Source organism: Achromobacter sp. MFA1 R4, from assembly GCF_900156745.1.
Classification (GTDB): domain Bacteria; phylum Pseudomonadota; class Gammaproteobacteria; order Burkholderiales; family Burkholderiaceae_B; genus Achromobacter.
Genome location: NZ_LT707065.1, coordinates 2094937 through 2120051 on the forward strand (window position 1 = coordinate 2094937; position 25115 = coordinate 2120051).

The 25115-nt window shown below is 61.9% G+C and carries 22 protein-coding genes; 14 read left to right on the plus strand and 8 right to left on the minus strand.

Translation table 11 applies throughout. The features are described 5' to 3' along the window. Positions 1-4: 4 nt before the first annotated feature. The 6 genes from BXA00_RS09445 to BXA00_RS09470 all read right to left on the minus strand — a co-directional run bounded on the left by BXA00_RS09445 (position 5) and on the right by BXA00_RS09470 (position 5677). Positions 5-661 (minus strand): DUF1788 domain-containing protein, encoded by a 657-nt coding sequence (locus BXA00_RS09445; RefSeq protein ID WP_076518289.1) that lies wholly within the window; start codon positions 659-661, stop codon positions 5-7. Next, complete coding sequence (locus BXA00_RS09450; protein WP_083714227.1) at positions 658-1269, minus strand: DUF1819 family protein; 612 nt, start codon at positions 1267-1269, stop codon at positions 658-660. The genes BXA00_RS09445 and BXA00_RS09450 overlap by 4 nt, the downstream gene beginning before the upstream one ends. Next, positions 1262-1471, minus strand: coding sequence for a helix-turn-helix domain-containing protein (locus BXA00_RS09455; RefSeq protein ID WP_076518291.1), 210 nt, complete (start codon positions 1469-1471; stop codon positions 1262-1264). The genes BXA00_RS09450 and BXA00_RS09455 overlap by 8 nt, the downstream gene beginning before the upstream one ends. 78 nt (positions 1472-1549) lie before the next feature. Continuing rightward, positions 1550-2410: a phage integrase N-terminal domain-containing protein gene (locus BXA00_RS09460; protein WP_076518292.1), complete on the minus strand. Its 861-nt coding sequence runs from the start codon at positions 2408-2410 to the stop codon at positions 1550-1552. 584 nt (positions 2411-2994) lie between these two features. Further along, complete coding sequence (locus BXA00_RS09465; protein WP_076518293.1) at positions 2995-4173, minus strand: STY4528 family pathogenicity island replication protein; 1179 nt, start codon at positions 4171-4173, stop codon at positions 2995-2997. Between the two features lie 454 nt (positions 4174-4627). Then, positions 4628-5677: a Fic family protein gene (locus BXA00_RS09470; RefSeq protein WP_076518294.1), complete on the minus strand. Its 1050-nt coding sequence runs from the start codon at positions 5675-5677 to the stop codon at positions 4628-4630. Between the two features lie 211 nt (positions 5678-5888). Here BXA00_RS09470 and BXA00_RS09475 point away from each other — a divergent pair, with 211 nt between their 5' ends. Beyond that, a complete protein-coding gene (locus BXA00_RS09475; protein WP_083714420.1) occupies positions 5889-6308 on the plus strand; it encodes an N-acetyltransferase in 420 nt (139 codons plus the stop codon). Between the two features lie 58 nt (positions 6309-6366). Here BXA00_RS09475 and BXA00_RS09480 read toward each other — a convergent pair whose 3' ends face one another. Then, the gene (locus tag BXA00_RS09480; RefSeq protein WP_076518295.1) at positions 6367-7746 is read right to left on the minus strand and encodes a ClcB-like voltage-gated chloride channel protein; all 1380 of its coding nucleotides are present in this window, start codon (positions 7744-7746) and stop codon (positions 6367-6369) included. A gap of 489 nt (positions 7747-8235) precedes the next feature. Between BXA00_RS09480 and BXA00_RS09485 the strand changes: the two genes are divergently transcribed. From BXA00_RS09485 to BXA00_RS09505, 5 genes are all read left to right on the plus strand, one after another. Then, positions 8236-8913: a response regulator gene (locus BXA00_RS09485; protein ID WP_076518296.1), complete on the plus strand. Its 678-nt coding sequence runs from the start codon at positions 8236-8238 to the stop codon at positions 8911-8913. Then, positions 8903-10387 carry a sensor histidine kinase gene (locus tag BXA00_RS09490; RefSeq protein WP_369825603.1) on the plus strand — a complete coding sequence of 495 codons (1485 nt, stop codon included), beginning with the start codon at positions 8903-8905 and terminating at the stop codon, positions 10385-10387. The genes BXA00_RS09485 and BXA00_RS09490 overlap by 11 nt, the downstream gene beginning before the upstream one ends. A 151-nt stretch (positions 10388-10538) precedes the next feature. Then, complete coding sequence (locus BXA00_RS09495; RefSeq protein WP_231952270.1) at positions 10539-11504, plus strand: tripartite tricarboxylate transporter substrate binding protein; 966 nt, start codon at positions 10539-10541, stop codon at positions 11502-11504. Positions 11505-11626: 122 nt separating this feature from the next. Then, positions 11627-12064: a tripartite tricarboxylate transporter TctB family protein gene (locus BXA00_RS09500; RefSeq protein WP_076518298.1), complete on the plus strand. Its 438-nt coding sequence runs from the start codon at positions 11627-11629 to the stop codon at positions 12062-12064. Further along, on the plus strand, positions 12061-13587 hold the full coding sequence (locus tag BXA00_RS09505; protein ID WP_076518299.1) for a tripartite tricarboxylate transporter permease: 1527 nt from the start codon (positions 12061-12063) through the stop codon (positions 13585-13587). The genes BXA00_RS09500 and BXA00_RS09505 overlap by 4 nt, the downstream gene beginning before the upstream one ends. A gap of 161 nt (positions 13588-13748) precedes the next feature. Here the strand turns inward: BXA00_RS09505 and BXA00_RS09510 are convergent, their stop codons facing one another. Then, positions 13749-14915, minus strand: coding sequence for a pyridoxal phosphate-dependent aminotransferase (locus BXA00_RS09510; protein ID WP_076518300.1), 1167 nt, complete (start codon positions 14913-14915; stop codon positions 13749-13751). 74 nt (positions 14916-14989) lie between these two features. On the opposite strand from BXA00_RS09510, the gene BXA00_RS09515 reads away from it, so the two are divergent. The 8 genes from BXA00_RS09515 to BXA00_RS09550 all read left to right on the plus strand — a co-directional run bounded on the left by BXA00_RS09515 (position 14990) and on the right by BXA00_RS09550 (position 25098). After that, positions 14990-16060, plus strand: coding sequence for an AbrB family transcriptional regulator (locus tag BXA00_RS09515; protein ID WP_076518301.1), 1071 nt, complete (start codon positions 14990-14992; stop codon positions 16058-16060). A gap of 222 nt (positions 16061-16282) precedes the next feature. After that, positions 16283-16489: a cold-shock protein gene (locus BXA00_RS09520; RefSeq protein WP_056566091.1), complete on the plus strand. Its 207-nt coding sequence runs from the start codon at positions 16283-16285 to the stop codon at positions 16487-16489. 2415 nt (positions 16490-18904) lie between these two features. Continuing rightward, complete coding sequence (gene mnmG, locus BXA00_RS09525) at positions 18905-20824, plus strand: tRNA uridine-5-carboxymethylaminomethyl(34) synthesis enzyme MnmG (protein ID WP_076518302.1); 1920 nt, start codon at positions 18905-18907, stop codon at positions 20822-20824. Continuing rightward, positions 20821-21510 carry a 16S rRNA (guanine(527)-N(7))-methyltransferase RsmG gene (gene rsmG, locus BXA00_RS09530; protein WP_076518303.1) on the plus strand — a complete coding sequence of 230 codons (690 nt, stop codon included), beginning with the start codon at positions 20821-20823 and terminating at the stop codon, positions 21508-21510. The genes mnmG and rsmG overlap by 4 nt, the downstream gene beginning before the upstream one ends. Further along, positions 21507-22307: a ParA family protein gene (locus BXA00_RS09535; RefSeq protein ID WP_076518304.1), complete on the plus strand. Its 801-nt coding sequence runs from the start codon at positions 21507-21509 to the stop codon at positions 22305-22307. Before rsmG ends, BXA00_RS09535 begins: the two co-directional genes overlap by 4 nt. 9 nt (positions 22308-22316) lie before the next feature. Next, positions 22317-23138 (plus strand): GNAT family N-acetyltransferase, encoded by an 822-nt coding sequence (locus BXA00_RS09540; protein WP_076518305.1) that lies wholly within the window; start codon positions 22317-22319, stop codon positions 23136-23138. A gap of 45 nt (positions 23139-23183) precedes the next feature. Beyond that, a complete protein-coding gene (locus BXA00_RS09545) occupies positions 23184-24101 on the plus strand; it encodes a ParB/RepB/Spo0J family partition protein (RefSeq protein WP_076518306.1) in 918 nt (305 codons plus the stop codon). After that, positions 24094-25098, plus strand: coding sequence for an asparaginase (locus BXA00_RS09550; RefSeq protein WP_076518307.1), 1005 nt, complete (start codon positions 24094-24096; stop codon positions 25096-25098). Before BXA00_RS09545 ends, BXA00_RS09550 begins: the two co-directional genes overlap by 8 nt. Positions 25099-25115: the final 17 nt, after the last annotated feature.

Genomic DNA, 25115 nt, shown 5'->3' on the forward strand with positions numbered 1-25115 from the left:
TCCCTCACGCCTGGATGTCGGAAATATTGAATGCGCGGTAGTACTTGTCGTCGTGCAGCAGCCCGAATAACTCCAGGGATGCCCCCTGTTCCAGCGAGTGGCGGTACTCTCCCGGAAAGAACATCACGGTGGGCTTGTCCTTGGCGGTGCTCTGCAGGTTGTTCAGCACGTTGTGCGAGCGGATATAGGGGAACACTTCACCAACCCCGCTGAGGAACAGCACGTCGTAGTCACTTTGCGCCAGCCGCTCGCCGATCTCCGGGATCAGATGCCCCTTGATGTCCAGGACGTTTTGCAACAGCTCTTGCAAGGCTTCTTTCTCGACCTCCGGCTCGGCAGCGAGAATCTCATCCCACAGATTGCTGCCCTCACTGCTGCCTTCGCGCGCCTTGAGCATGTCGATGGTCAGGTCGTAGAGGTTGATCTCCAGCACCTTGACGCCCCGGCCCTGCAGGCATTCCACTTGCAGGCCTGCCAATGTGTTGACCAACTGGCGGCGCATGCGCTGGATCTCGAAGGCCTCTGATGCCTTGAACTCGCAGATGTAAAAGGGCAGGTCGTTGTTCAACCCCCGCATCTGCAGGAATCGAGAACTGGCAATGACCTCGCGCAAATGGTCGAAGCGTTTTGCCAGCGGCTGTTGGCTGATCTTCTGGCTCATTTCAGCCACCTCTTGATCTCTTGGTCGCTTGCTGGGAACACCAGAAGCTCATCGACACCCCGCCGAGCCAGCAGCAGGGCGAGCTGCGGGGTCAGTACCGTTGGCTGGATCAGCAATTGCTCGGAGAGCAATTCAGCCTCGCGCAACATGCGGAACAAGTTCTGCCGAAGCTTGCGTTGGGTGGACGGTGCCAATTCGTCCAGTTCGTCATGCCAGAGTGCTTTGGCGCTGACGAAAGCCTCGTAGTCGGCCGCGCTCAACTGCCGTCGCAGAACGAGAAAATTCTCGCGCAGCACTTCCCTGGCAAAGTCACGGACAAAGGCGTAGCGTCGGCAGGCAGCGACCCAGAGCAGATAGGCTCGATCCCGCAAGTTGGAGTCGATCAGGACTTCCAGCTCTTCAAAGTCGAGTAGTTCAAGACGCGCGATCAACTCTTTGCTGATGCGGGTGGACGCGGCAGCCGTCCTGACTTGCAATACGTTCCCGCTACGCACATGCGAACGTGTTTGCTCCCAGTCCTGTGTGGTCAGGTAGTGCTCGGCAATCGCCGGGGCTTCGAGCAGGAACAGGCCGCCAGTGGTGAAAGATAGACGGTAGCGCTCAGCCATCATCGCGCTCCTGCCGGGCATCGTCACTGTCGCTGGCTCCGCCGGCCTTCACCCAGTCATCGACTTCCGTCCTCTGGAATTTCCAGAGTCTGCCCACTTTGTGAGCGGGCATGTTGCGCTTAGCGATCCAGGCATAGACAGTGTCCTTGCTGACCCCCAGGTGTTCGGTGATTTCTTCAACGCTCAGCCAGCGGTCGGTCATGGCAATGGATTCGCAGCAATTTGTACAAGAGCCAATTTTACTGGATTTAGCCTGGTTTTGCAGGATTTGCCATGATCTTCAGCCGAGGTAGACGGCCACGATCGCCAATCGATCATGGCCCAGCTCTTGGCTGATCATGAGACGTGCATATTTGTCTCTATGGCGCTCAGTTGGAGCCAACTGGCCTGCAGTTGGTCCGCCCGCCGCAGGTGCCTTCCACCCCGTAAGCGCCTCATACCGCATCTGTGCGTACCGATGCCGCAGTCCGTGCATGTTTCTGAGACCCGCTGCCTTGCATTGCCCATCGTAGACATGCCGCTGCTGGATGTAGGTCTTGTGAGCTGGAATTAGCGAGCCAGAGCCTGACAGCCGGTGAGCTTCGTTCAGGACCGCACGCTGTTCCGGTGTCATGATCGGCACCGTCCGGTCCCGCCCACCCTTGGCCCATGACCCTTTGATGGCGATGTGATCGCTACGATCGGCATAGCGGGGCTGGAACTTGATGGATTCCTCGCGGCGCAGGCCGAAGGCCGCTTGCAGGCGCAGGCTCATGCGAACGTGTGGATCGGTGATCCTGCCCAGTCCGTCGCCCAGTTCCTTGGCCTTGCTCTCGTTAGTCACATAGCGGCACTCAGGGATGCCTAGCTTGGTGTTGTCCGCTGGCAGGATGCCCGCCTTGCCAATCTTCTCTGCCCACCAGCGCAGATGCGCCATGCGGTTCTTGATCGTGCCAGCCGACAGACCTTCGGCTTGCCAACGCTGCAACAGAGCTTCGACATGCTTGCCCTTGAGCGAGATGGCCCGCATCTGGCGGAAACCTGCTTCGCGTAGTTGACGGGCGGCCAGGCTCAGCGACCGTTGCCGATCTGCCTGGGTGGCGTGGCTGCCGTCGCGGTTACGCAGGCAAAGCTGACGCAGGGTATAGGTCAGGTCGTCCATTGGAGCATCTCTCCATCGGTTATTGAGTCTGAGATACAAGGGTCAGTGTTTTTGCCAACTCGCCAAGGCGAGATCCCCGAAGGGCAAGGGCCAGGCGCTCAGTTCACCTGTGGCCTCGAATGAGGCGTCCGCCTTGCTTCCTGCGGGAAGGCCAGGCGGAGGAATGGCAAGAGACGACAACGCAATGTGCTGGGATGGGTACCTCCTGTGGTGCAGTGTGGAAAAGGTGTCGACGGGCCGCGCAAGCTCAAGCGAGCAGCGACGAGCGCCCGGAACGGGGATGTGTGTTGCGACGATGGCGGGACGAACCACGCCGAGGATGAGAAAAGCTCTGCCCATGGGTAGGGCGGCACACAGAGCGAGCCTGGGTGTGCCTGGGTTGGTTCCGTCCGGTGAACCGGGTCGGCGCTTGCAGGAACCTGCGCCTGGGTTCCGGTGTTCATACCCACCGGCAGGTCATTGCAGGACCAGTGTGCCGGGGCATCGTCATGTGCGCAGCCATCAATGCGATGCTGCGCCAACCCGCATTCCTGCTGCAGTTTGCCGGGCCGTCACTGCGGTAGACAGTGACGGCCCCATCGCCTTCATGTTGCGCCCAGTGGTCCGAGCGTTGCAGCAGAGGGCATGTTTTTGGGGGGCGTTGGCAGCAACCCGCTGTCAGCCATGCTCGCAATGACCTGCCCGATCCCGATGGGCCGGGGTGGCAGGTTCAGCTTCTGCCGGAGCTGTTGCAGGTGCCACCGCCCGATCTCGCTGATCCCAGATGATGCAGGCGGGCTGCTGGGTGGCGATGAAGAGACAGCCGATGAGCCATGTGGGCTATTGCTGACGACCCGTGCGGGTGCGGTCTGCAGCGGAGCCTGTTTGCGTGCCGCCCAGAGCTTGAATACACCTTCCACGGCCTTCTTGATCAGCCCGTAGAGGTAAGCGATGGCGTTGCGCACGCCACCTGATTCGCAACGTACATTCCACTCGGCCAGCACCGCCAAGCGTTGCTCCGGAGGCAAACTCCTGAGACGCGCGGCGAGGATCTGCTGCTGGTCCGGCGGTAGCTGCCGAAAGCGGATGGGCACATCCGACCGTGATGCCTGCACTTCGGTTGGTGAGCAGTACGTATGTACTTCTTTTAATACTTCTTTTTGTACAGTACGTACTGCTGTCGCAGACGCCGGTACGGGTTTCGGAATGTCGCTGCTGGCTTCGGGCACGCGAGAATCGGGCGGAGTCGGATCACCAGGACCGTCCGGATCATGGTCATCGTCACAGTGCTGCAAGTGCTTGATCCGCTCCTGCATCGTTGCAGGCAGCTTAGCCAACCGGTCCGGATGACGCACGGCCTCATCAAAAATGGATTGCGCCAGTTGACGAATCGTCTCACTGGCATGACCGAGCGCCCGTTCCAGCAGGGGCAGGTAGTCCTCGTCCTCCAGGCAAGCTTCGTCGAACGCAAGTGGCTGGTTGCGCACTGCGTAGCGGCTGGCCATCGAGAAGCCGGTCATCGGATTGCGGCGGTACTCGACCAGCGCAATCCACGTGGACAGCCGCAGGCACAGCACGGCCCTGGACACGGTTTCAAGGGCCGCCCGCTTGCTGCCAGGTGCGCTGGGCAGGTACTGGCGCAGCGCGTCGTAGCTGAGGACCACGGTGCCGTCAGTGTTGGCCAGCGAACGGAAGGTCAGCCAGGCGTTGCGTTCCAGCGGCGTCAGCCGCTCATCGAGCAGCAGGGCTTTCGGGGTGATGATGTCTGAAGCTTGGTGTGACATGGTGAGGGCTCCTATCGGTATTGGCCAACTGGCCAAAGAAGCCGTCATCTCACCCTGATATTCCCGCTGTCGCAGCCATCAATCCGAACTGCGCGCTTCCCGTTTTTTCGAGCTGAAGCAGGGCACAACATCCTTGGTGTTCCGGATCAGGAGGTGGGAAAATAGGTCCGCTGCAGTGCGTTGGACGTTACTGAACGTCGATGGCCGAGTTCGCTGCCTCTGATCGGGTCGTCCGCTGATGCGTCGCACCGATAACGGAAGAGTCGGGAGCGTCCAAGGAGGTCCATCCACCGCTTCCAAGGGACACGCTTGGTTTTTGGGTCCAAGAATAGGTCCAAGCGCGTTGATTGTTTTCAATAAAATCATTGAAAATCAACAACCTGCGGCAGAAAATTCCGCTTCTGTATTGGGAAGTGAAGGCGGTGCCGACGCCACTCACCCCAGTTTCCCACCACTAGCTCAATTCGTACCAGGTACCACGCCCGCCGCCCTGCTGCGCCAGGTGTCCCCGTTCCACCAGCGCACGGAAGTGCTGTTTGAGCGTGTTGCGATTGCTGCCCGTCAGGCGCATGGCTTGCGCCATCGTGATCCTGCCATGCTCGCGCGTGAAATCCACGATCTGCAATGCCAAATCGGGAAGCTTGCCCAGCACGAGTTTCTCGCGCTCGACTTTGCGTTCCAGCCGACGGACTTGCTGGGATAGGGCACGCAGGAAGAACACCAGCCAAGGCTGCCAGTTCGGCGCTTCGGTGCGGATGCTGCCTTGTGTCTGGCGCAGCGCCAGATAGTAAGCCTCCTTGTTCTGCTCGATCACACTTTCCAGTGAGCTATAGGGCACGTAGGCATAACCGGCCTGCAGCAGCAACAACGTGGTCAACACCCGACTCAGGCGGCCGTTACCGTCCTGAAAGGGATGGATTTCCAGGAAGACCACCACCCAGATGCCGATCAACAGCAGGGGATGCAGACGCCCAGCGCTGCGCTCCTCGTCGAACCAAGCCACGAGCTCAGCCATCAGCCGCGGTGTATCAAAAGGCGTCGCAGTCTCAAACACCACGCCCAATGGCTTGCCATCCTGATCGAATGCCGCGACGCTGTTAGTCGTGGTTTTGTAATTGCCGCGATGCCAGGCGTCCTTGTCGCTGTGGGTCAGCAGATCGCGATGGAGTTGCCGGATGTGGTTCTCGGTCAGTGTGATGTCTTGCCAAGACGAGAACACCAATTCCATGACGTCGGCATAGCCAGCCACTTCCTGTTCGTCGCGGGTCTCGAACGACCCAATCTGCAAGTTGGAAAGTAGTCGTTCGACTTCACGGTCCGACAATCTGCTGCCCTCGATCCGTGTCGAAGACCCGATGCTCTCGATGGTGGCAACCCGCCGCAATGCCGACAGCCGGTCAGGCGCGAGTGTTCCCAAGGCGCGCCAAGCGCCTTTGAACTCGTCGATCCCTGCGACCAGTCCGAGGATTTCGGGGGTAATCTGGAGAGCGTCAGAGCGAATCATGCAACCAATAATACGCCCATTTACACCCAATAAGGCGTTCTTCTAGTCCTTCTTCCATTTGCAGACCCATTTACACCCATTTCCGCTAAGCCAATGACAGGAACGAGCCGGTAAATTCACTCAGCCCTGCTGCATCGGAAATCAACCCAGGCGCATCGCCGTGCCCACAAATTCCAATCCCTGTCGCATCCGCCCGGCGACGTCCGACGACGTGCCCGCCATCGAACGCATCATCCAGGCGGCGTACACCCATTACATCGCCCGCAATGGCGCCACGCCTGGCCCCATGCTGGATGATTATCCGGCGCGCGTGGCGCAGGGCGTGGTCCATGTGCTGGTAGCGGCCGGCCGCGTACAAGGCCTGATCGTGCTGATACCGGAACCGGACGCCGGCAGCCTGCTGCTGGACAACATCGCCGTGTCACCCTGTGCGCAAGGCATGGGCTATGGCCGCGCGCTGCTGGAATGGGCTGAAGCGGCCGCGCGGGATGGTGGCTTTTCGCGCATCCGTTTGTATACGCAGGAAGTGATGACAGAAAACATCGCTATCTACACCCGGCGCGGTTATGTAGAAACCCACCGTGCCACGCAGATCGGATTGAATCGAATTTTCATGCAAAAACCCCTATAAGAAATAGCTTTTTCATCAATTCAAACCAGACATCAAGCGCAGATAAAAATACGAGCTTTTACTCGTATTTATCCCCGCCGCGGTGTTTTGCAACGGCGTACGACGCAATCCGATTGCGCGCCAAAGACTTCGCATAGACCGACTCCGGCCGTATCCGCTGCGCGATGACAAAGCCGGTCATGCACGCAAGCATCAGGGGCAGCATGACCTCGTAGCTCAGCGTCATCTCGAAAATCATCAGGACCGACATCAACGGCGCATGCGTGGTGGCCGCCAGCAGCGCCCCCATCCCGACGATGGCATAACTGGACTCCGCCGACAGGCTGCCTGCCGGAAACACGCCATGCAGCGCCGTCCCGTACAAGGCGCCCAGCGCGGCGCCCACAAACAGCGTCGGCGTGAACACCCCGCCCAGCGCCCCCGAACCCACGCTCGCCGCGGTGGCGAGCGTCTTGAGCAACAGGATGGCGGCCACCGCCTGCCAGGCCCATTGCGTATGCAGCATGCTGTTCACGACGCTGTAGCCATTGCCCCAGACCGCCGGGTTCAGCACGGATAGGGCCCCGACGACCAGTCCGCCCGCCGCCATCCGCCCCCAGAGCGGAAACGGCAGGCGGCGGAACGCTGCCCGCGACACGTCCAGGAAACGCAGAAACTGCGGGGCCGCCAGACCCGCAATCACGCCGAGCCCCAGATAGTTGAATACTTCCCAGCCCGACACGAATTCAAAATGGGGCATGTGGAAGACGGCGTCGTAATGCAGCACCTGGCGGGTCACGATGTTGCCGACCACCGACGCCACGGCCAGTGGAACCAGGGTGGCCGATGAAATGACGCCATAGACGATCTCCGAAATGAAGATCGCGCCTGCGATCGGTGCGTTATAGGCGGCGGTGATGCCGGCGGTCGCGCCGCAGGCGACCAGCAGGCGCAGGTGGCGGGGCGGCAGCACCAGGTAGCGTCCCGTCAGCGACGAACACATGGCGGCCAGCTGCACCATCGGGCCTTCGCGGCCGATGGACGCGCCGGAACCAATCGAAAAAATCGATGACAGGCTGCGCGCAACGGTCTGGCGAAAGCCGATCACGCCCCGGCCGATCGAAATCGCTTCCATGTAGTCGGCCGCGCCGCGCCTGGGCAGCCATCGGGTGGCCGACTGCAGGACGACGCCCGCGATTGCGCCCCCGACTGCCGGCATCAGGAACCGCTGCCAGGGATCCAGTCCGCGGGCCAACGACACCATCCCGTGTGGAATCTCTCCCCCGCCCAGCAGCAATTGGGCCCAGCTCAACACCTCGCGAAACACCACGGTCGCCAGGGCGCCCAGCAGGCCCATCAACCCGGCCGCGCATAGCGTGACCGTCAAATTCTCGGCCAACAGGCCGCTTCTCAATCGCCGCGCCCAGGCCGGCTTGCGGATTTTCAACGCTCTTTCCATGGCCGAATTCTACGGCGGATCCTGCTCACTTTTTGTTCAGCCGCCTGTCATGGAACCGCGCTCGTCTCCCCTCGAATCCCCGGTTTCCAGAGCGCCCCAGCGGCCCGTTTTGCCCCCTTGCCGAGGCAAAAATCGAGGTGGGCTACAGGCTGTTTTCCAGGGTAAAAGGGCCGTTTTGGTCTCCGGTTTGGCAGAATGGCCCTGTGGATAACTCCTAAGGCGGCTGCTTGTGCACATGTTGTGGAGGCAAGTTGAACAAGCAGGGGTTTCTGGCCAGGTCCAAAATCTTGTCCAACTTCAGCTTTTTTCCCACACAGAGTTCTTGCACAGGCAAAAACGGCCGCAAGGCGATGAAAAAAAAGAGGTTTTCAAGGTTAAGGTAGTTATCCACAGCCCTTATTAATCATTAGTCTTTATATAAAGAGAAATAAAGGAAAAGCCAAACATGCTTTCCCATTCCGCCCATCCACCGCCCCCCGGACTGCGTCCATGCGTATCCTCTTGATCGAAGATGAAGCCGAACTTGCTCGTTGGCTTTCCAGAAGCCTGGCCAGACATGCCGGCTTTGTCGTGGAGTGGGCTGATGACGGGTTGGTCGCCGAACGGCGGCTCGCGATCGAAGAATTCGACGCGGTCATCCTGGATCTCGGACTTCCCGGCATGGATGGCCATACCTTGCTGGCGAAGATTCGCGCGCGTGACGACCGTACGCCGGTGCTGGTCTTGACCGCGCGCGATTCCCTGGCCGAAAGAATCGGAACCCTTCACGAGGGAGCGGACGATTTCCTGCCGAAACCCTTTGTTGTGGAAGAGTTGGAAGCGCGCCTGATTGCGCTCATCCGCCGCAGCCGCGGCCGTGACCATCCACGGTTGGCCCTGGGAAACCTGGTTTTTGATACCTCGGCGCAAAAATTCACGGTCAATGGACAGCCTTTGCAGTTATCCCCACGTGAACACGCGGTACTTCGAGTACTGATCCAGAAAAGCGGCGAACCCATCAACAAGCAGCAGATCCTGGATCGCATCCTGACCGACGATGCCGACATCAACCTTGAGGCGATCGAGGTCCTGGTTCACCGTCTGCGCAAAAAATTGGCGGACACTGGCGTCCAGATCGTGACCATGCGAGGCATGGGGTACTGCCTGGAGAACCTTGTTGACAACTAGAAGTCCGCAAAAAAGCGTTGATTTCGCAGCGAAAAGGCGTCCGCGAACGCTGAAGACCCAATTGCTCTGGTGGCTCATTCCGACGCTGGTCTTCGTGATGATGGGCGCCTTGTGGCTGTCCAACCACCAGCTGCGCAACCAGGTCGATATGGCCTATGACCGATCCCTCGCCGGCGCGCTGCGCGCGATCGACCACAACATATCCACAGCCAGCGGTGGATTAGCCATGGAGCAGCCCTACCTGATGCTCGAATTTTTCGAGCTGACGGCCAATGGCAACGTCTTCTACCGGGTAGCCACCGAGGACGGGCTGGCCGAAATCGGCCATCCCGACCTGCCCCTGCCGGCGCAGCCCCTGGTTTCCGGGGAGCCCAGGTTCTTTTATGCGACTTACCAGGGGCAGCCTGTACGGGTTGCGGCGCTGGCGCGGCCCATGGATCCCCCCTTGTACGCAAACAAAGGGGGCCGGGTCGTGGTCCAGGTGGCCGAAGGCCTGGAAAGCCGTCAGGCGTTCCTTCACAAGGTGCTGGTGCGCTCGGTGGAGCGCGACCTGGCCGTGGTCCTGATCAGCGTCCTGGTGATCATCCTGGGCGTTTTCATGGCCCTGCGCCCCCTGGAGCGGCTGCGCCAGGAAGTCAAAGGCCGTTCTGCAGACGATTTAAGCCCCGTCAGCGCATCCGACATGCCAGGTGAGGTCCTACCCCTGGTCGCGGCAATAAACCTCCACATGGCCCGTTTTGCGGCGTTGGGGAGGGTCCAGGCCCAGTTCCTGGACGACGCGTCGCACCAGTTGCGCACGCCGTTGTCGGTTTTGCGGACCCAGATGGCGTACGCCTTGCGGGAAGAAGACCCCCAGGAGGTCCGTACAGCCCTTCTGGCGATGCAGGAGGGGTTGGACAGGGCCGTACGCACCACCAACCAGATGCTCGCCCTGGCGCGCGCCAAGGACGCCTCCCTGGCCGAAGGTGGATCCAGCCCCGAACCGGTCGACCTCGTCGAACTGGCCGACGGGGTGATCCGTACCCAATTGCCCAATGCCCGCGCCCGGCAACTGGACATCGGCCTGGAAGCGGCCGGCGGGCCAACGGTGGTCCATGGCGCGGAATGGCTGCTGCGGGAGGCGGTCAGCAACCTGGTGGACAACGCCATCCGCTACGCGGCCGCCGGGGGCGTGGTCACCGTCCGGATAGAATCGGTCCCCGGCGAAGTCCGGCTGGCGGTCGAAGACGATGGCCCCGGCATGTCGGACGAGGACATCGCCCGGGCCTGCGTCCGGTTCCGTCGGGGAGCGGCGGGCAAGAACACATCGGGCGCCGGCTTGGGGCTGGCCATCGTGGGTACGATTGCCGAAATCCTGGGCGCGCGCCTGGTGCTCGAGAACCGGACCGGGCATCCGGGGCTGCGCGCGGCATTGGTGTTTTCCCTGGAACCGGGTGCGGATGCTGCGTCGCGTCACGAAAACGGCCGGAATTGAAAGCTTGCGGAAAGCTTCGGTTTTGTACGGTTGCGTCCACTGGAGCCGCTCGACGCAATTACGCACCGCAGCGCCGCTACCAGCGATACCTAGACCTATAAATTCTGGAGACGCAACAATGCAGACGAGTCTGAAGCTGCGCATCGCAGCCATGGCGGCGCTCGGCGCCATCACCCTGTCCCTGGGCGCGGCGCATGCCGCCGATGAACCCCGCCGTCCGGAGTGCATCGCACCGGCCCAGCCGGGAGGCGGCTTCGACCTGACCTGCCGCCTCGCGACCGAAGGCCTGAAGCAGAGCGGCGCGCTCAAGAGCGCCATGCGTATCGTCTACATGCCCGGCGGCATTGGCGCGGTGGCGTACAACAACATCGTGGCCCAGCATCCCAACGAACCCGGCACCATCGTCGCGTTCTCGGGCGGATCGCTGCTCAACCTGGCCCAGGGCAAGTTCGGCAAGTACAACGTCAATGACGTGCGCTGGCTGGCAGGCATTGGCACCGACTACGGCGTGGCCGTCGTGCGCAACGACTCGCCGTACACGGACCTGAAGAGCCTGATGGATGCTTTCAAGCAGGATCCGACCAAGATCGTGCTGGGCGCGGGCGGCACGGTGGGCAGCCAGGACTGGATGAAGGCGGCCCTGACCGCCAAGGCGGCTGGCGTCGACTTCAAGAAAATGCGCTTCGTCGCCTTTGAAGGGGGCGGCGAGGCCGTGACGGCGCTGCGTGGCGGCCACATCCAGGCCTACATGGGCGACGCGGCCGAAGCGTTCACGATGCTGGAGGGCGGCGCGCCCATCCGCGTGCTGGCCGTCTTCAACGATCAGCGGCTGCCGGGCAAGCTGGGCACGGTGCCCACGGCCAAGGAACAGGGCTATGACATCGTCTGGCCGATCATCCGCGGGTTCTACGTCGGTCCCAAGGTGTCGGACAGCGATTACCAGTTCTGGGTCGACGCGTTCAACAAGACCATGGCCACGCCCGAGTTCGAAAAGCTGCGCCAGCAACAAGGCCTGTTTCCGTTCAACAAGACGGGACCCGAGCTGGACGCTTACGTGAAGAATCAGGTCAAGCAGTACGGCGAACTGGCCGATACGTTCGGCCTGATCAAAAAGTAATCCAGCCGTCCGGCTGATTTCCCGATCGCGCGCAGGGGGTCTCCCGCCGGCTTTGCCGGCGCAAGGAGACTCCTGCGGGGACCCCTGCGCCGCGCGATCCGACCAACACGGAAACTTGGATCATGAATGATCGAATCCTGGGCATTGCCGCCCTGGCGCTGGCCGTCTTCATGACGGCCGCCGGCTGGAGCATCGAGGCGCCGTTCGCCTACGAGCCTGTCGGCCCGCGCGCCTTTCCCCTGCTGCTGGCCTTGATCATCGGCCTTTGCGGACTGTGGCTCGTCTACAAGGGCGGACGCGCCGTCGAATCCAACCCGGCGGGCGCCAATGCGCGCATCGCCCTGATGGTGGTTTGCGCGACCGCGTATGCATTTCTGTTCCAGTGGCTGGGCTTCGTCATCGCGACTTCGCTCATGTCGGTTTTCGTGGGCCGGCTGTTCGGTGGCAGCTGGATCAAGTGCGCCATCGGCGGCGTCGTCATGAGCCTTTTCTTTTTCGTGTTGTTCGACAAGGTGCTGGACGTCGTCCTGCCCGGCGGACTGCTGGAGAACCTGATATGAGCGGCATTCTCGATCATCTGTCGATCGGCTTTGGGGTCGCCTTTTCGCTGACGAATCTTCTGGTCGCGGCGATTGGTTCGTTCATCGGAACCATGGTGGGCGTGCTGCCCGGCCTGGGGCCGGTTAATGGCGTCGCCATGCTGATCCCCATCGCATTCGCGATGAACCTGCCTCCCGAAACCGCGCTGATCCTGCTTGCGGCGGTCTACGTGGGGGCGGAATACGGCGGGCGCATCACCGCGATTCTGCTGAACGTGCCGGGCGAGGCCAGCGCCATCATGACGACGCTGGACGGCTATCCGCTGGCGCGCCAGGGCTTGGCGAACGTGGCCCTGTCGCTGTCGGCGTGGTCCGCGTTCTTTGGCGCCATCGTGTCGGTGGTGGGCATCATCCTGCTCGCGCCGCTGCTGGCCAAATGGGCGCTGGCCTTCGGTCCTGCCGAGTACTTTGTCCTGATGATCTTCGCGTTCTGCTGCCTGACCAGCCTGCTGGGCAAGCAGCCCGTCAAAGGCGTGCTGGCCGCGATGATCGGGTTGTCCATCTCGGTGGTGGGCGTGGACGCGAACTCGGGCGTCTATCGCTACACCTTCGAATCCGTGCACCTGGCCGACGGCATCGACTTCGTGGTGGTGGTGATTGCGCTGTTTGCAGTCAGCGAGATGCTGGAAATGCTCGAGAAGGTGGCCGCCGGCCACAGCGTCGAGGTCACGCCCAGCGGCCGCAAGCTTTTCAATCTGAAGGAGCTGGCGTTCACGTGGTGGAGCGTGCTTCGCAGCGCGCTGGTGGGCTTTGGTGTCGGCGTGCTGCCGGGAGCGGGCGCCAGCGTGGCGGCGGCCGTGGCCTACTCGCAGGAAAAGCGCATCATCGAAGCCAAGGATCCCGAGGCCAAGTTCGGAAAGGGCGACTTGCGCGGGCTGGTCGCCCCGGAAGCCGCGGCGACATCCTCCGCGATCGGTTCGTTCGTCCCGATGCTGACCCTGGGCGTGCCCGGATCGGGCACCACCGCGGTGATGATGGGGGCGCTGACGCTCTACAACATCACCCCGGGGCCGGTGCTGTTCGACACGAAGCCGGAGCTTGTCTGGGGCTTGATCGCCTCGCTGTTCGTGGCGAACGTGCTGCTCTTCGTGATGAACGTGCCTCTGGTCCGGTTGTTCTCGAAGGTGCTGTCTGTGCCGGGTTGGCTGATGGTGCCGGGCATTCTGTGCATCAGCTATATCGGCGTCTATGCGATCAATGCGGGAACGTTCGATCTGCTGCTGGTGGCGGGCATCGGAACGCTGGGTTATTTCCTGCGCAAATTCGGCGTGCCAATGGCGCCGCTGGTGCTGGGCGTGGTGCTGGGCAACATGATGGAACAGAACCTGCGCCGCGCGCTGTCGATGACGGACGGCGACGTGCGAGTGCTGTTTTCCAGCCCCGTGTCGATTTCGCTGTGGGTGGCGGCATTGGCGGTTGTCATCGTGCCTCAGGCCCTGCGTCGTCTGCGCAAGGCGAGAAGGGCGGCCACCGGTCAGGTCTGATTGCCGGAGCCAGGGCTGGGGCTGATCGGTGCCGAATCCGGCGTTGGCCGCAGTCCCGACAAACGCACGCGGGGCGCCTTTTGGGCGCCCCGTTTTTCATGCGGCGTTTGCCGTGGAAGTTTCCGTTTCCGTATATGAGCTTTTACTCACATACGAAGCGATCAAACTTGCTTCAGCCTTTCCAGCGCGGCGTCCAGTGTCGCATCCTTCTTTGCAAAGCAGAAGCGCACGATGCGGTGATTGGATTCGGGCGCATCGGGCTGACGATAGAACGCGGACACCGGTATCACCGTCACACCATGCTTGACGGTCAGGTCACGCGCGAAGTCGGCTTCGTTCTGCTTCGAGATCTGGCTGTAGTCGGCCAGCAGGAAGAAGGTGCCGGGACTGGGCAAGGGCCGAAAGCGTGTCTGCGCCAGGCCTTGCGACAGGCGGTCGCGCTTGGCCTGGTAGAAGGCCGGCAGATTCAGGTAGGGTGCGGGATCACGCATGAATTCGGCCAGCGCGAACTGCATCGGAGACGGGACCGTGAACACCATGAATTGATGCACCTTGCGCAGCTCTGCGCTCAGGTGACGGGGGGCGCAGCAGTAGCCGATCTTCCAGCCGGTGGTGTGATACGTCTTGCCAAACGACGAAATCACGAAGGCATGCTCGGCCAGCAGGGGACGGCGGGACACGCTGGCGTGCGGCTTGCCATCGAAGACGATATGTTCGTAGACCTCGTCCGACACCAGCAGCACGCCCGTGTCGCGGACAATGGCTTCAAGCGCATCCAGGTCGCTGTCGTCGAGCACGGCGCCTGTCGGGTTGTGCGGAAAGTTCAGCATCAGCAAGCGCGTCTTGGACGTAATGGCGTCGCGCACGCGCTGCCAGTCGATACGGTAGTACAGGTCGGCTTCGGTGGGCGCGCGCAGCGGCACGGGCACCGCGGTGCCGCCCGCCAGGCGTATCGCGGGCAGGTACGAGTCGTAGCAGGGTTCGATCACGACCACTTCGTCGCCGCTGCCCACGGCGGCCAGCACCGTCGCCATGAGGGCCTCGGTGGCGCCGCTGGTCACCGTGATCTCGGTCTCGGGGTCGTAGGCGTGTCCGTAGAGCTCGCGCGTCTTGGAGGCGATGGCATCGCGCAATGGCGCGACGCCGGGCATGTAGGGATACTGGTTGTGGCCGTCAGCCATGGCCTTGGTGACCAGCGCGCACAGCGCGGGGTCCGGGTCGAAGTCAGGGAAGCCCTGGCCCAGGTTGATGGCCTTGTGCTCGATGGCAAGGCGGCTCATCACGGTAAAGATGGTGGTGCCGACGTCGGGGAGTTTGGATCGGATCATGTTGGACGCGAAGTGAACACGGGTAGCCAAGGAAAGTTTTCGTAAGTATCCCACTAACTCATAATTCATTTTTCATGGGCATTTACGCGGACGGGATTGTGGTTCACAACAAGTGGGTGCGGGTGCTGGGTGGATTTTGCGTCGCGCTGGTCGGCGCGCTGCTTGCGGTATGGGCGCACATGCCGCTGCCCTGGATGCTGGGCGCGTTGCTGTTGACCGCGGCGACCAGGATCGCCGGATTGGGAACGGCGTGTCCACGCCCGGCGCGCAATGCGGGCCAATGGGTCATCGGAACGTCGCTGGGGCTGTACTTCACGCCGCAGGTGATTGGCCATATCGGGAACAATGCCGGGCCCATTTTGGTGGGGATGCTGTTCGCGCTGGCGCTTGCGTTTCTGGGTACGGCCATCCTTCGTCGCTACACCGATGTGGATTTCAAGACGGCATGGTTTTCATCGGCAATCGGTGGCGCGAGCGAAATGGCCAATCTGGCTGAACGCCATGGCGCCCGGATCGATCGCGTGGCCACCGCGCACAGCGTCCGCGTGTTGCTCGTGGTGGTCGCGGTGCCGTTCATTTTTCAGTGGTGGGGCGTGGCGGGCCTGGATCCGACGGTGCCCGGGCCCACCGAGGTGCACGGTGTGGGCTTGATTGCGCTGGTCGCGCTGACCATGGTGGGCGGCGCGGCGTTTATCAAGCTGCGGCTGCCCAATCCTTGGGTCCTGGGGCCCATGCTTGCCGCGATGGTGCTGACGGCTTGCAGCATTGAATTGTCCGCGCTGCCGGATTATGTGCCCAAGGCCGGACAGTTGCTTATCGGCTGGTCGCTTGGCGACCGTTACCGGCCGGATTTTTTCCGTGCTGCGCCGCGCTTCATTGCCGCGGTGGCGGGCTTTACGGTATTGGCTTTGGCGCTTGCGTTCGGCGTCGGCGCATTGCTGTCATTGTGGTCCGCGGCGCCCATTCCGACATTGATCCTGGGCACGACGCCGGGCGGCATCGCGGAGATGGCCATCACTGCGAAGGTGCTGCAGCTGGGTGTGCCGGTAGTGACGGCGTTTCACGTCACACGCATGGTTTTCGTCGTGATCGTCACGGGTCCGGTTTACGCATTTCTGGCGCGGCGCCGGGATAATTCCGCGTAGCGGTATGGCCTCCCAGTGCAAAAAATACGACATTGGGGTAAACAACTATATGACTCTGTAATGCGGGATGAGTATGCTGATTCCGCAGTTGATTCAAGCAGCGCGCAGACTCGTTCTGTGGCACAGGCGACAAGCGGGAACTCAGGTTTTGCACCGATCGTTCAGTTCGCACGGCGTCCTTGATTCATTGCATTTCGATTTAATTACAGGACGCTAGAAAAAATGGCTCAGAAGGGCAAAGTCAAGTGGTTCAACGCTGACAAGGGTTTCGGTTTCATCACGCCGGACGTGGGCGGCACCGATGTGTTCGCACACTTTTCCGCCATCCAGGGTCGCGGCTATCGCAGCCTTAACGAAGGCCAGGAAGTCGAATACGAAGTCAAGGATGGTCCGAAAGGACCTCAAGCGGCCGAAATTCGCCCGCTCTAAATCGGGAAATCCCAATTTCCCGTCCGCCAGGCTCGGCCTGGCTACAACGCCCCAAGACCTCATGGTCTGGGGCGTTGTTTCATTTGGGCGTCCGCGAAAAGGGACGCCTGCGCGGCGCCGGCACGCAGAAGTTAGTATTCACTAACATATCCTCGAGCACTGGATAACTCTGTGGATAATTATTTCCGTATATGAGCATTTCGATGCTCAGTAATGAAGCAACGCACGCACAGCCGCCCGGTTTTGCACAGTTATCCGTATTAATCGCAACAGGATTACCGGGCTTCTCCGATACGTCCTCCAGCCGTTCAATCTCCCTGGAATCCGGCGCCTCACACTCGGTTTTCATAGGGAAACAGTCCCTTTCCATCGGCTGGCCGGTCTGGCTTGAAGCCGAGCTCCATGGCAATTAACGCGTGCGGCGGCACGCATTTACGGCGCTTTATGGGCGGTTGTTCACAAAGATATCCCCATCCCGGTTATGCACAGAATTACTTCCCTGATACGCCAAATTGGGGGTGTCAACCTGTGGATAGAAATGGGGATATTGCCGAAAGTGTGAGAGGAGGGCGCCGTGTGTGCGGGCGTTTTCGCGGCGCGGGTGCTCTGGTGATTGCTTCCAATAGGGCGGTCAGCGTGACGGCCAAATCCACCGCAAGATCGCGCCAGCGACTTTTCCACAGCGTTTCGCGTGAACCTTCCACACATCGGCCATATGGATGATGGCGCGGTTCATTGAGTACGAGCAAGATAATTGTCGGGTCAATGAAGCCTGCGGCTTTTGGTGTGGGAAGCAGACATGCGAATCAGGGGTGGGGATAATTTTGTGAATAAATCGCCCCGATTTGCGCAGCGCGTTTTGACAGCGGTTTGGAGTTGGAGTTCATTCTGTTCTGGTTCCGGCTGCGACGGTGGGAGTTGGACCTTGCACGGGTGGGTTTCCCGTGGACGGCGTCCCATCGGCATACAACGGGATCGGGTTGACGCGATGTGGATAAGTACAGGGCTGGCGAGTAATCCGTGCTGGCGGAGTGAGGTCCACTTGCCGCCTTGCAAGTGATTCGGCGACGGTGTTAAGTCGGACCTTGCGGGTTTTGCCGTTTTCACGTGGATAACTGACTTTATAAGTACTGCCCGCTGTTTGCCTGTTGATAAGAATGTGCGTAACCCTGCAGTTGCTTTGCGCGGCAACGTGTTTTCCATAGAGGGTCGCGACTTTAGTAGATCTGTGGATAAATGAGCTAGGTCGATCGAGTCCTGGATTCCGCCTCGAAGTGGGAGGCGAATGAATCAGGTACGGCTAGCCACAGCTTCGAAAATTGCACCTCGTTTTTTGTGCTGGTAGTCGGTGCTATTTCACCCAGGACCATCGGTAAGTTTCCGCATCGCGTTCTTCCCTTACTCATTGTTGGTGCTGTCTTCGAAAATCTCTCCGTGCGATTTTCGGGAGCTTCTGAGTTTGGTAAATGCCAAAAATTCCCTTTTTTCGGCTAAGGGGTAGGGTAGGGTGGAATAAATCGTTTTTTTTCATATTTCTTACCTTTGTCGGCTGCGGGTAGCCGTAATTTGGTGTGCGTTCATTCCGTCAGGTCTCTTTAGTGTTTTAGCCATCTGACGTCGAATCTACGCGACCGCGTGTGTTTCACGTGAAACAGTCGAGGCGGGTGGCGCGCCTGCTTTCGCGAAAAGACCCTGTTGTTCCACGTGAAACATGGCCATGCGTGCTGATCGGAATGTCTGCCTCGGCTCGCTGCTTCTTTGGCAGCCTAGTTTTCTGTTGAGTCACATTCACCACTTTTGTGGTCCAGCCAGGGCAACGTCGCCCCGATCCGTGTAGGTATTTACGCAAAATGTTCCACGTGAAACATAGGGAAGGGCAGGGCGCGAAGGTACCCGACCCGCATCTCGTCCATGTTTCACGTGGAACATTCACGCACCGGATCCTCTTGTTCCACAGCGCCAGCGCACCCGGACCGGCCCTGGCGCGAGGCGACGTCTCTCCCTAATCGGGCTGACTGCGGCATAGGGGTGGTGTGTTTCGCACCTGAACCCGCCGCCGCCCAGTGACCTAACCGGGGAGTGGATTCAAACTAAGCGATTAAGATGACGCATCACCGCAGGCCGCCGCAATGTTTCCCAGAGGCCAAGGCAGGAATACAGGCCAGGGATGTTCCACGTGAAACATCGGTCGCCAACAAGCCCCTCCGCGCGACAATGCACAGTCATGTTCCACGTGGAACCAGAGGCCTATACGCCGGCACGTGCCAACACTTTTCGCCCCCACGAACAGGCATTGGCTCCGACACCGATTTCAATTTCGCCGCGTGCAGACTGCGCGCAACATGTTTCACGTGAAACATGCCACCCCTGCCTCTATAATGAGCGCCGAACGCTCTCTCCTACATCTCCCCCATCATGGACTATCCCCGCGAATTCGATGTCATCGTCGTCGGTGGCGGCCACGCCGGTACTGAGGCGGCCTTGGCCGCTGCTCGGTCGGGCGCGCAGACGCTGCTGCTTACGCACAACATCGAAACCCTTGGCCAAATGTCGTGCAATCCGTCCATCGGCGGAATTGGCAAGGGCCATCTTGTCAAAGAGGTGGATGCCCTGGGCGGGGCCATGGCTTTGGCCACGGATGAATCCGGCATTCAGTTCCGCATCCTGAATGGATCGAAGGGCCCGGCCGTGCGCGCCACGCGCGCGCAGGCGGACCGCGTCCTGTACCGGAAGGCGATCCGCGGACGCCTGGAGAACCAACCGAATCTCTGGCTGTTCCAGCAGGCCGTCGAGGACCTGATGGTGGAGGGCGACCGTGTCGTGGGCGCGGTGACGCAAGTCGGCCTGAAGTTCCGCGCCAAGACGGTGGTGCTGACGGCAGGTACTTTCCTCAATGGCCTGATCCACGTCGGGTTGCAGAACTACTCGGGCGGCCGCGCCGGCGATCCGCCAGCCATCTCGCTGGGTCAACGCCTGAAGGAACTGCAGCTTCCCCAAGGCCGCCTGAAGACCGGCACGCCGCCGCGCATCGACGGTCGCACGATCAACTACGCGGTGCTCGAGGAGCAGCCCGGCGACCTGGATCCGATTCCCGTGTTCTCGTACATGGGCAATGTGTCCATGCACCCGAAGCAGCTTCCCTGCTGGATCACCCACACCAACGCCCGCACGCACGACATCATCCGCGGCGGTCTTGACCGCTCGCCGATGTACAGCGGCGTCATCGAAGGGGTGGGCCCGCGCTACTGTCCTTCCATCGAGGACAAGATCCATCGCTTCGCCGACAAGCAATCTCACCAGGTCTTTCTTGAACCTGAAGGGCTGGACACCCACGAGGTCTATCCCAACGGTGTGTCGACCAGCCTGCCTTTCGATGTGCAGCTCGACCTGATCCATTCGCTGCCCGGCCTGGAGAACGCGCACATCATGCGGCCCGGGTACGCGATCGAATACGATTATTTCGATCCACGTGGACTCAAGAGCACGCTCGAAACCAAGGCGATCAACGGCCTGTTTTTCGCGGGTCAGATCAACGGCACGACCGGCTACGAAGAGGCCGCGGCACAGGGCCTCCTGGCCGGCGTGAACGCCGCGCTCAAAGCGCAGGACCGTGACCAGTGGACGCCGCGTCGGGACGAGGCTTACCTGGGCGTGTTGGTGGACGATCTGGTCACGCGCGGCGTGACGGAACCCTACCGCATGTTCACCTCGCGCGCGGAGTACCGCCTGAGCCTGCGCGAAGATAACGCCGACCTGCGCCTGACCGAAATCGGACGCCAACTCGGAATTGTCGACAATGCGCGCTGGGATGCATTCAATCGCAAGCGCGATGCAGTGGCCGCCGAAGTCGAGCGCTTGAAATCCTCATGGGTTAATCCGCGGCTCCTGCCCGCCGAGGTGGCCGAGCCCCTCTTGGGCAAGGCAATTGAACGTGAGTACTCACTCGCTGACCTGCTGAAGCGCCCGAATGTGTCGTATGAGGCCCTGATGGCGGCGCGCAATGCCGACGGCTCGCTGCTGGCCGGCCCGGGCGTGGTCGAGGACGATGTGCTGTCCGAGCAGGTCGAGATCCAGGTCAAGTATGCGGGCTACATCGCTCGCCAGCAGGACGAGGTCCAGAAGCACATCGCCCATGAACAGCAACCGATTCCCGCGGATGTCGATTACGACGCCGTGACCAGCCTGTCGTTTGAAGTGCGCCAGAAGCTCAAGACCCATCGTCCGGAGACCATCGGCCAGGCCGCGCGCATCTCCGGCGTCACCCCGGCCGCGATTTCGCTCCTGCTCATCCATCTCAAGCGCCTGCATTACGGCTCGCGCAAGCAAGCGGCATGAGCGCGCCCGCCAATCAGGCCGGCTCGGACATGGCCGGCCGACTCACTCGCGCATGCGAGGAACTGGGCCTGTGCGCCGACGATGCGGCCATTGCCAAGCTGCTGAGCTACCTGGCGCAGATGCAGCGCTGGAATCGCACGTACAACCTCACCGCGATCCGCGATCCGCAGCAGATGCTCGTGCAGCACCTGTTCGACAGCCTGGCTGCCGTAAGGCCCTTCAGCGAGGCGCTGGCCGCGCCCGATGCGCCGGCCAAGGTCTACGACGTCGGCTCGGGCGGCGGCCTGCCTGGCGTCGTCCTGGCGATCATGCGGCCCGCCTGGTCCGTGACCTGCATCGACGCCGTCGAAAAGAAGACCGCGTTCGTGCGTCAGATGAGCGGCGCGTTGGCGTTGCCCAACCTGCAATCGCGGCACGCGCGCATAGAAACGTTGGATCCCGCCGAGTGCGACATCGTCACCTCGCGAGCGTTTGCATCATTGGATGATTTTGCGCAACTCGCGGGTCGCCACGTGGCCAAGAATGGTACCCTCGTCGCCATGAAGGGCAAGGTCCCCGAAGAAGAAATCCAGGCGCTGCATGCGCGCGGGGAATGGCAAGTCGACCATATTCAGCCGCTCCAAGTCCCGGAGCTGCAAGCAGAACGCTGCCTGATCTGGATGCGCCGCAGTCAAGGAACCCTATGAAGAACATACCCCCCAGCACATCCGCCCGCGTATTCTGCATTGCCAATCAGAAGGGCGGCGTGGGCAAGACCACGACCGCCATCAACCTGGCGGCTGGCCTTGCCACGCACAACCAACGCGTGCTGCTGGTGGACCTGGATCCGCAGGGCAATGCCACGATGGGCAGCGGCATCGATAAGAATTCGCTTGAATCCAATCTGTATCAGGTGCTGATCGGTGAGTCCTCGATCGAGCAGGCGCGCGTGAAGTCGGAGTCGGGCGGTTACGACGTCCTGCCCGCCAACCGCGAACTCTCGGGCGCCGAGATCGACCTGGTGCAGATGGACCAGCGCGAACGCCAGTTGAAGGCCGCGATCGACACCGTCGCCAGCCAGTACGACTTCGTGCTCATCGACTGCCCGCCCACGCTGTCCCTGCTGACGCTCAACGGCCTGGCCGCGGCGCATGGCGTCATCATTCCGATGCAGTGCGAATACTTTGCGCTCGAAGGACTGTCGGACCTGGTCAACACCATCAAGCGCGTTCACCGCAACATCAATGATGACCTGCGCGTCATCGGATTGTTGCGCGTCATGTTCGATCCGCGCATGACCCTGCAACAGCAGGTGTCCGCGCAGCTCGAATCGCACTTCGGCGACAAGGTCTTCAAGACCGTGGTGCCGCGCAACGTGCGCCTTGCCGAAGCCCCCAGTTACGGCATGCCGGGCGTCGTGTATGACCGCGCCTCGCGGGGTGCGCAAGCGTACATCTCGTTCGGCGCCGAAATGATCGAGCGCGTCCGGAAAGACCTGAACTAGCCGTACCCGATGCCCGACGCCGCGCTCTTTTTTCCGCCACAGACAGCCTGCTCCACGCCGCCCGCCGACGTGCGCGATGCGCTGCGCGTGCGGCTCGAAGAGGCGGCGCTCAATGCCACCGCGGTGGGCGCGCAACTGATCTATGATGGCTGGCTGGTGCGTTTTGCCCATTCGCCCGCCAAGCGGGTCCGAAGCGTGAATGTGCTGGGGTTATCCACACGTCCTTTGGATGAGCGGCTGGCGTATTGTTCATCGTTGTATGCGCGCCATGGCTTGCCCATGGTGCTGCGCATTACCTCCATCGGCCCCGATTTTTCGCTCGACGCCGAGCTGGAGGCCCGCGGTTATACCTATACCGGTGAGACTCGAGTCATGAGCACGCCGCTCGCCCCCCGCACGTGCGGCAGGGGCGATCTGCATTTCAGCATGGTCGATGCCGAGCGCTTTGCGGCGGCGGTCGGCGTCATGCGCGGCGCATCCGCGATGCACGTCGGCGAACACCAGGCGCGCTTGTCGGGACTGGCTGTGGATAAGCAGCCGGTGCTCGCGACCGACGCGGCAGGGCAGGTGGTCGCCGCGGGCATGGCCGTGCGCGACGGCGACCTGCTTGGCCTGTTCGACATCGTTACCCATCCCGGACATCGGCGCAAAGGCTATGCCGCCGTCCTGGTGGAGCATTTGCTGGCCGAAGGCGCCGCCGGTGGCGCCCGCACGGCCTACCTGCAGGTCGAGCCGGAAAACACCGCCGCGCGGGCGCTGTATGCCCGCTACGGTTTCAAAGACTGTTACGCGTATTGGTACCGCCTGCCCGCCGAGCAGGCGGGCGCCTGAGCCCTGGGCCCGGGATACAAAGACAGAAGGAAAGAGGATTTAACTATGGCCACCAAGAAACCCAAGGGATTGGGTCGCGGACTGGACGCCTTGCTGGGCGCGGACGCGCCTGCCATCGACAACATCGGCAAGGCGGTCGCCAAGCCCGAGGGTCCGCCGTCCACCCTGCCCATCTCGAAGATGCGCGCCGGCAAGTACCAGCCGCGCACGCGCATGGACGAGGGGGCCCTGGGCGAGCTGGCCGAATCGATACGCACGCAAGGCATCATGCAGCCGATTCTCGTGCGCGCGCTGGGCGACGCGCCCGGCCATTACGAGATCATTGCCGGTGAACGCCGCTTCCGCGCGGCGCAGCTTGCGGGCCTGAAAGAAGTGCCGGTGCTGGTGCGCGAGGTCGCCGATGAAAATGCGGCCGTCATGGCGCTCATCGAAAACATCCAGCGCGAAGACCTGAACCCGCTGGAAGAAGCGCACGGCGTGCGCCGCCTGCTCGACGAGTTCGGCCTCACGCACGAACAGGCCGCGCAGGCCATCGGCCGCTCGCGGTCGGCCACCAGCAACCTGCTGCGCCTTCTGAATCTGGCCGCGCCCGTGCAGACCATGCTGCTGGCTGGCGACGTGGACATGGGGCACGCGCGTGCGCTGCTCGCCGTGGACGCAGCCACCCAGATCCAGCTTGCCAACCTCATCATCGCGCGCCGCCTGTCGGTTCGCGAAGCCGAAAAGCTCGTCGCCAAGACCGTCAAGGAAGCCGAAACCTCGGCCTCGCCCAAAAAGAAGGCGAACGGCGTGTCGCGCGACCTGACCCGCCTGGAAGAAGCGCTGTCCGACCACCTGGGAACGCGCGTGGCGTTGAAAGTGGGCGCCAAGGAAAAAGGGCAGATCGTGATCGATTTCCACGGATGGGAACACCTGAATTCGCTGCTCGAGCGCCAAGGCCTGTCCGGAGCCGTGGATGCCTGATCGCGCTTTGCCCGTCATCGCGGTGCTGGCTACGGGCGGCACGATCGCAGGCGCGCAGGCGGATGCCACGTCCGCGGGCTACAAGTCCGGCTCGTTTTCCGTGAACGACCTGCTCGCGGCGGTGCCGCAGCTGGCCGGCATCGCCGAGATCCGCGCCGAACAGGTGGCCAACGTCGGCAGCCAGAACATGACGCACGAGGTCTGGCGCACGCTCGCGCAGCGCGTGGATGCGCTCTGCCAGGACGCCTCGGTGGCCGGCATCGTCATCACGCATGGCACGGACACGCTCGAGGAAACCGCCTATTTCCTCAGCCTGGTGAACCGCCATGACAAGACCGTCGTGCTGGTAGGCGCCATGCGTCCCGCCACGGCGCTGGGCGCCGAGGGCCCCGCCAACCTGTACAACGCAGTGGCGCTGGCCCGCCATCCCGACGCGCGCGGCCGCGGGCCGCTCGTCGTCATGAACGAAGACGTGCACTACGCCCGTGAACTTCAAAAGATCGCCAGCGCCGGACTGTGCGCCTTCGCGTCGCCCAATCGCGGCCGCGCGGGCGTCATGCATGGCGGCGTGCCGTGCTTCTATTCGCGCAACACCACCGTGTATGGCGCGCAAAGCGAGTTTTCACTCGCATTGCTGGAAAAGGCCGGCTGGCCACGCGTGGACATCGTCTACGCCCACGCCAACCTGCAGGCCGACCTGATCGATTTCCTGGCCAGCGCGGTGGACGGCATCGTGCTGGCGGGGGTGGGCGACGGCAACGCCACCGACCTGGCCATCGACAGCCTGCGCCGCGCGGCCGATGATGGCGTGGCGGTCGTGCGGTCCAGTCGGACGGGCAGCGGCTTTGTCGCGCGCGATGTCGAACTCGATGACGCCACGCTGGGCTTTGTCGCGGCAGGGGACCTGAATCCGCAGAAGGCGCGCATCCTGCTCATGCTTGCGCTTTCGGTCACCCGCGATCCGGCCGGTCTGCAGCAGATCTTCGACCGCTATTGAACGCCTCGCGCCGCGAC

Excerpts from the sequence above, each read along its gene's own strand:
- BXA00_RS09445 (WP_076518289.1), bottom strand. The coding sequence starts at position 661 with ATGAGCCAGAAGATCAGCCAACAGCCGCTGGCAAAACGCTTCGACCAT.
- BXA00_RS09450 (WP_083714227.1), bottom strand. The coding sequence starts at position 1,269 with ATGGCTGAGCGCTACCGTCTATCTTTCACCACTGGCGGCCTGTTCCTG.
- BXA00_RS09455 (WP_076518291.1), bottom strand. The coding sequence starts at position 1,471 with ATGACCGACCGCTGGCTGAGCGTTGAAGAAATCACCGAACACCTGGGG.
- BXA00_RS09460 (WP_076518292.1), bottom strand. The coding sequence starts at position 2,410 with ATGGACGACCTGACCTATACCCTGCGTCAGCTTTGCCTGCGTAACCGC.
- BXA00_RS09465 (WP_076518293.1), bottom strand. The coding sequence starts at position 4,173 with ATGTCACACCAAGCTTCAGACATCATCACCCCGAAAGCCCTGCTGCTC.
- BXA00_RS09470 (WP_076518294.1), bottom strand. The coding sequence starts at position 5,677 with ATGATTCGCTCTGACGCTCTCCAGATTACCCCCGAAATCCTCGGACTG.
- BXA00_RS09480 (WP_076518295.1), bottom strand. The coding sequence starts at position 7,746 with ATGGAAAGAGCGTTGAAAATCCGCAAGCCGGCCTGGGCGCGGCGATTG.
- BXA00_RS09485 (WP_076518296.1), top strand. The coding sequence starts at position 8,236 with ATGCGTATCCTCTTGATCGAAGATGAAGCCGAACTTGCTCGTTGGCTT.
- BXA00_RS09495 (WP_231952270.1), top strand. The coding sequence starts at position 10,539 with ATGGCGGCGCTCGGCGCCATCACCCTGTCCCTGGGCGCGGCGCATGCC.
- BXA00_RS09500 (WP_076518298.1), top strand. The coding sequence starts at position 11,627 with ATGAATGATCGAATCCTGGGCATTGCCGCCCTGGCGCTGGCCGTCTTC.
- BXA00_RS09505 (WP_076518299.1), top strand. The coding sequence starts at position 12,061 with ATGAGCGGCATTCTCGATCATCTGTCGATCGGCTTTGGGGTCGCCTTT.
- BXA00_RS09510 (WP_076518300.1), bottom strand. The coding sequence starts at position 14,915 with ATGATCCGATCCAAACTCCCCGACGTCGGCACCACCATCTTTACCGTG.
- BXA00_RS09515 (WP_076518301.1), top strand. The coding sequence starts at position 14,990 with ATGGGCATTTACGCGGACGGGATTGTGGTTCACAACAAGTGGGTGCGG.
- BXA00_RS09520 (WP_056566091.1), top strand. The coding sequence starts at position 16,283 with ATGGCTCAGAAGGGCAAAGTCAAGTGGTTCAACGCTGACAAGGGTTTC.
- mnmG (WP_076518302.1), top strand. The coding sequence starts at position 18,905 with ATGGACTATCCCCGCGAATTCGATGTCATCGTCGTCGGTGGCGGCCAC.
- rsmG (WP_076518303.1), top strand. The coding sequence starts at position 20,821 with ATGAGCGCGCCCGCCAATCAGGCCGGCTCGGACATGGCCGGCCGACTC.
- BXA00_RS09535 (WP_076518304.1), top strand. The coding sequence starts at position 21,507 with ATGAAGAACATACCCCCCAGCACATCCGCCCGCGTATTCTGCATTGCC.
- BXA00_RS09540 (WP_076518305.1), top strand. The coding sequence starts at position 22,317 with ATGCCCGACGCCGCGCTCTTTTTTCCGCCACAGACAGCCTGCTCCACG.
- BXA00_RS09545 (WP_076518306.1), top strand. The coding sequence starts at position 23,184 with ATGGCCACCAAGAAACCCAAGGGATTGGGTCGCGGACTGGACGCCTTG.
- BXA00_RS09550 (WP_076518307.1), top strand. The coding sequence starts at position 24,094 with ATGCCTGATCGCGCTTTGCCCGTCATCGCGGTGCTGGCTACGGGCGGC.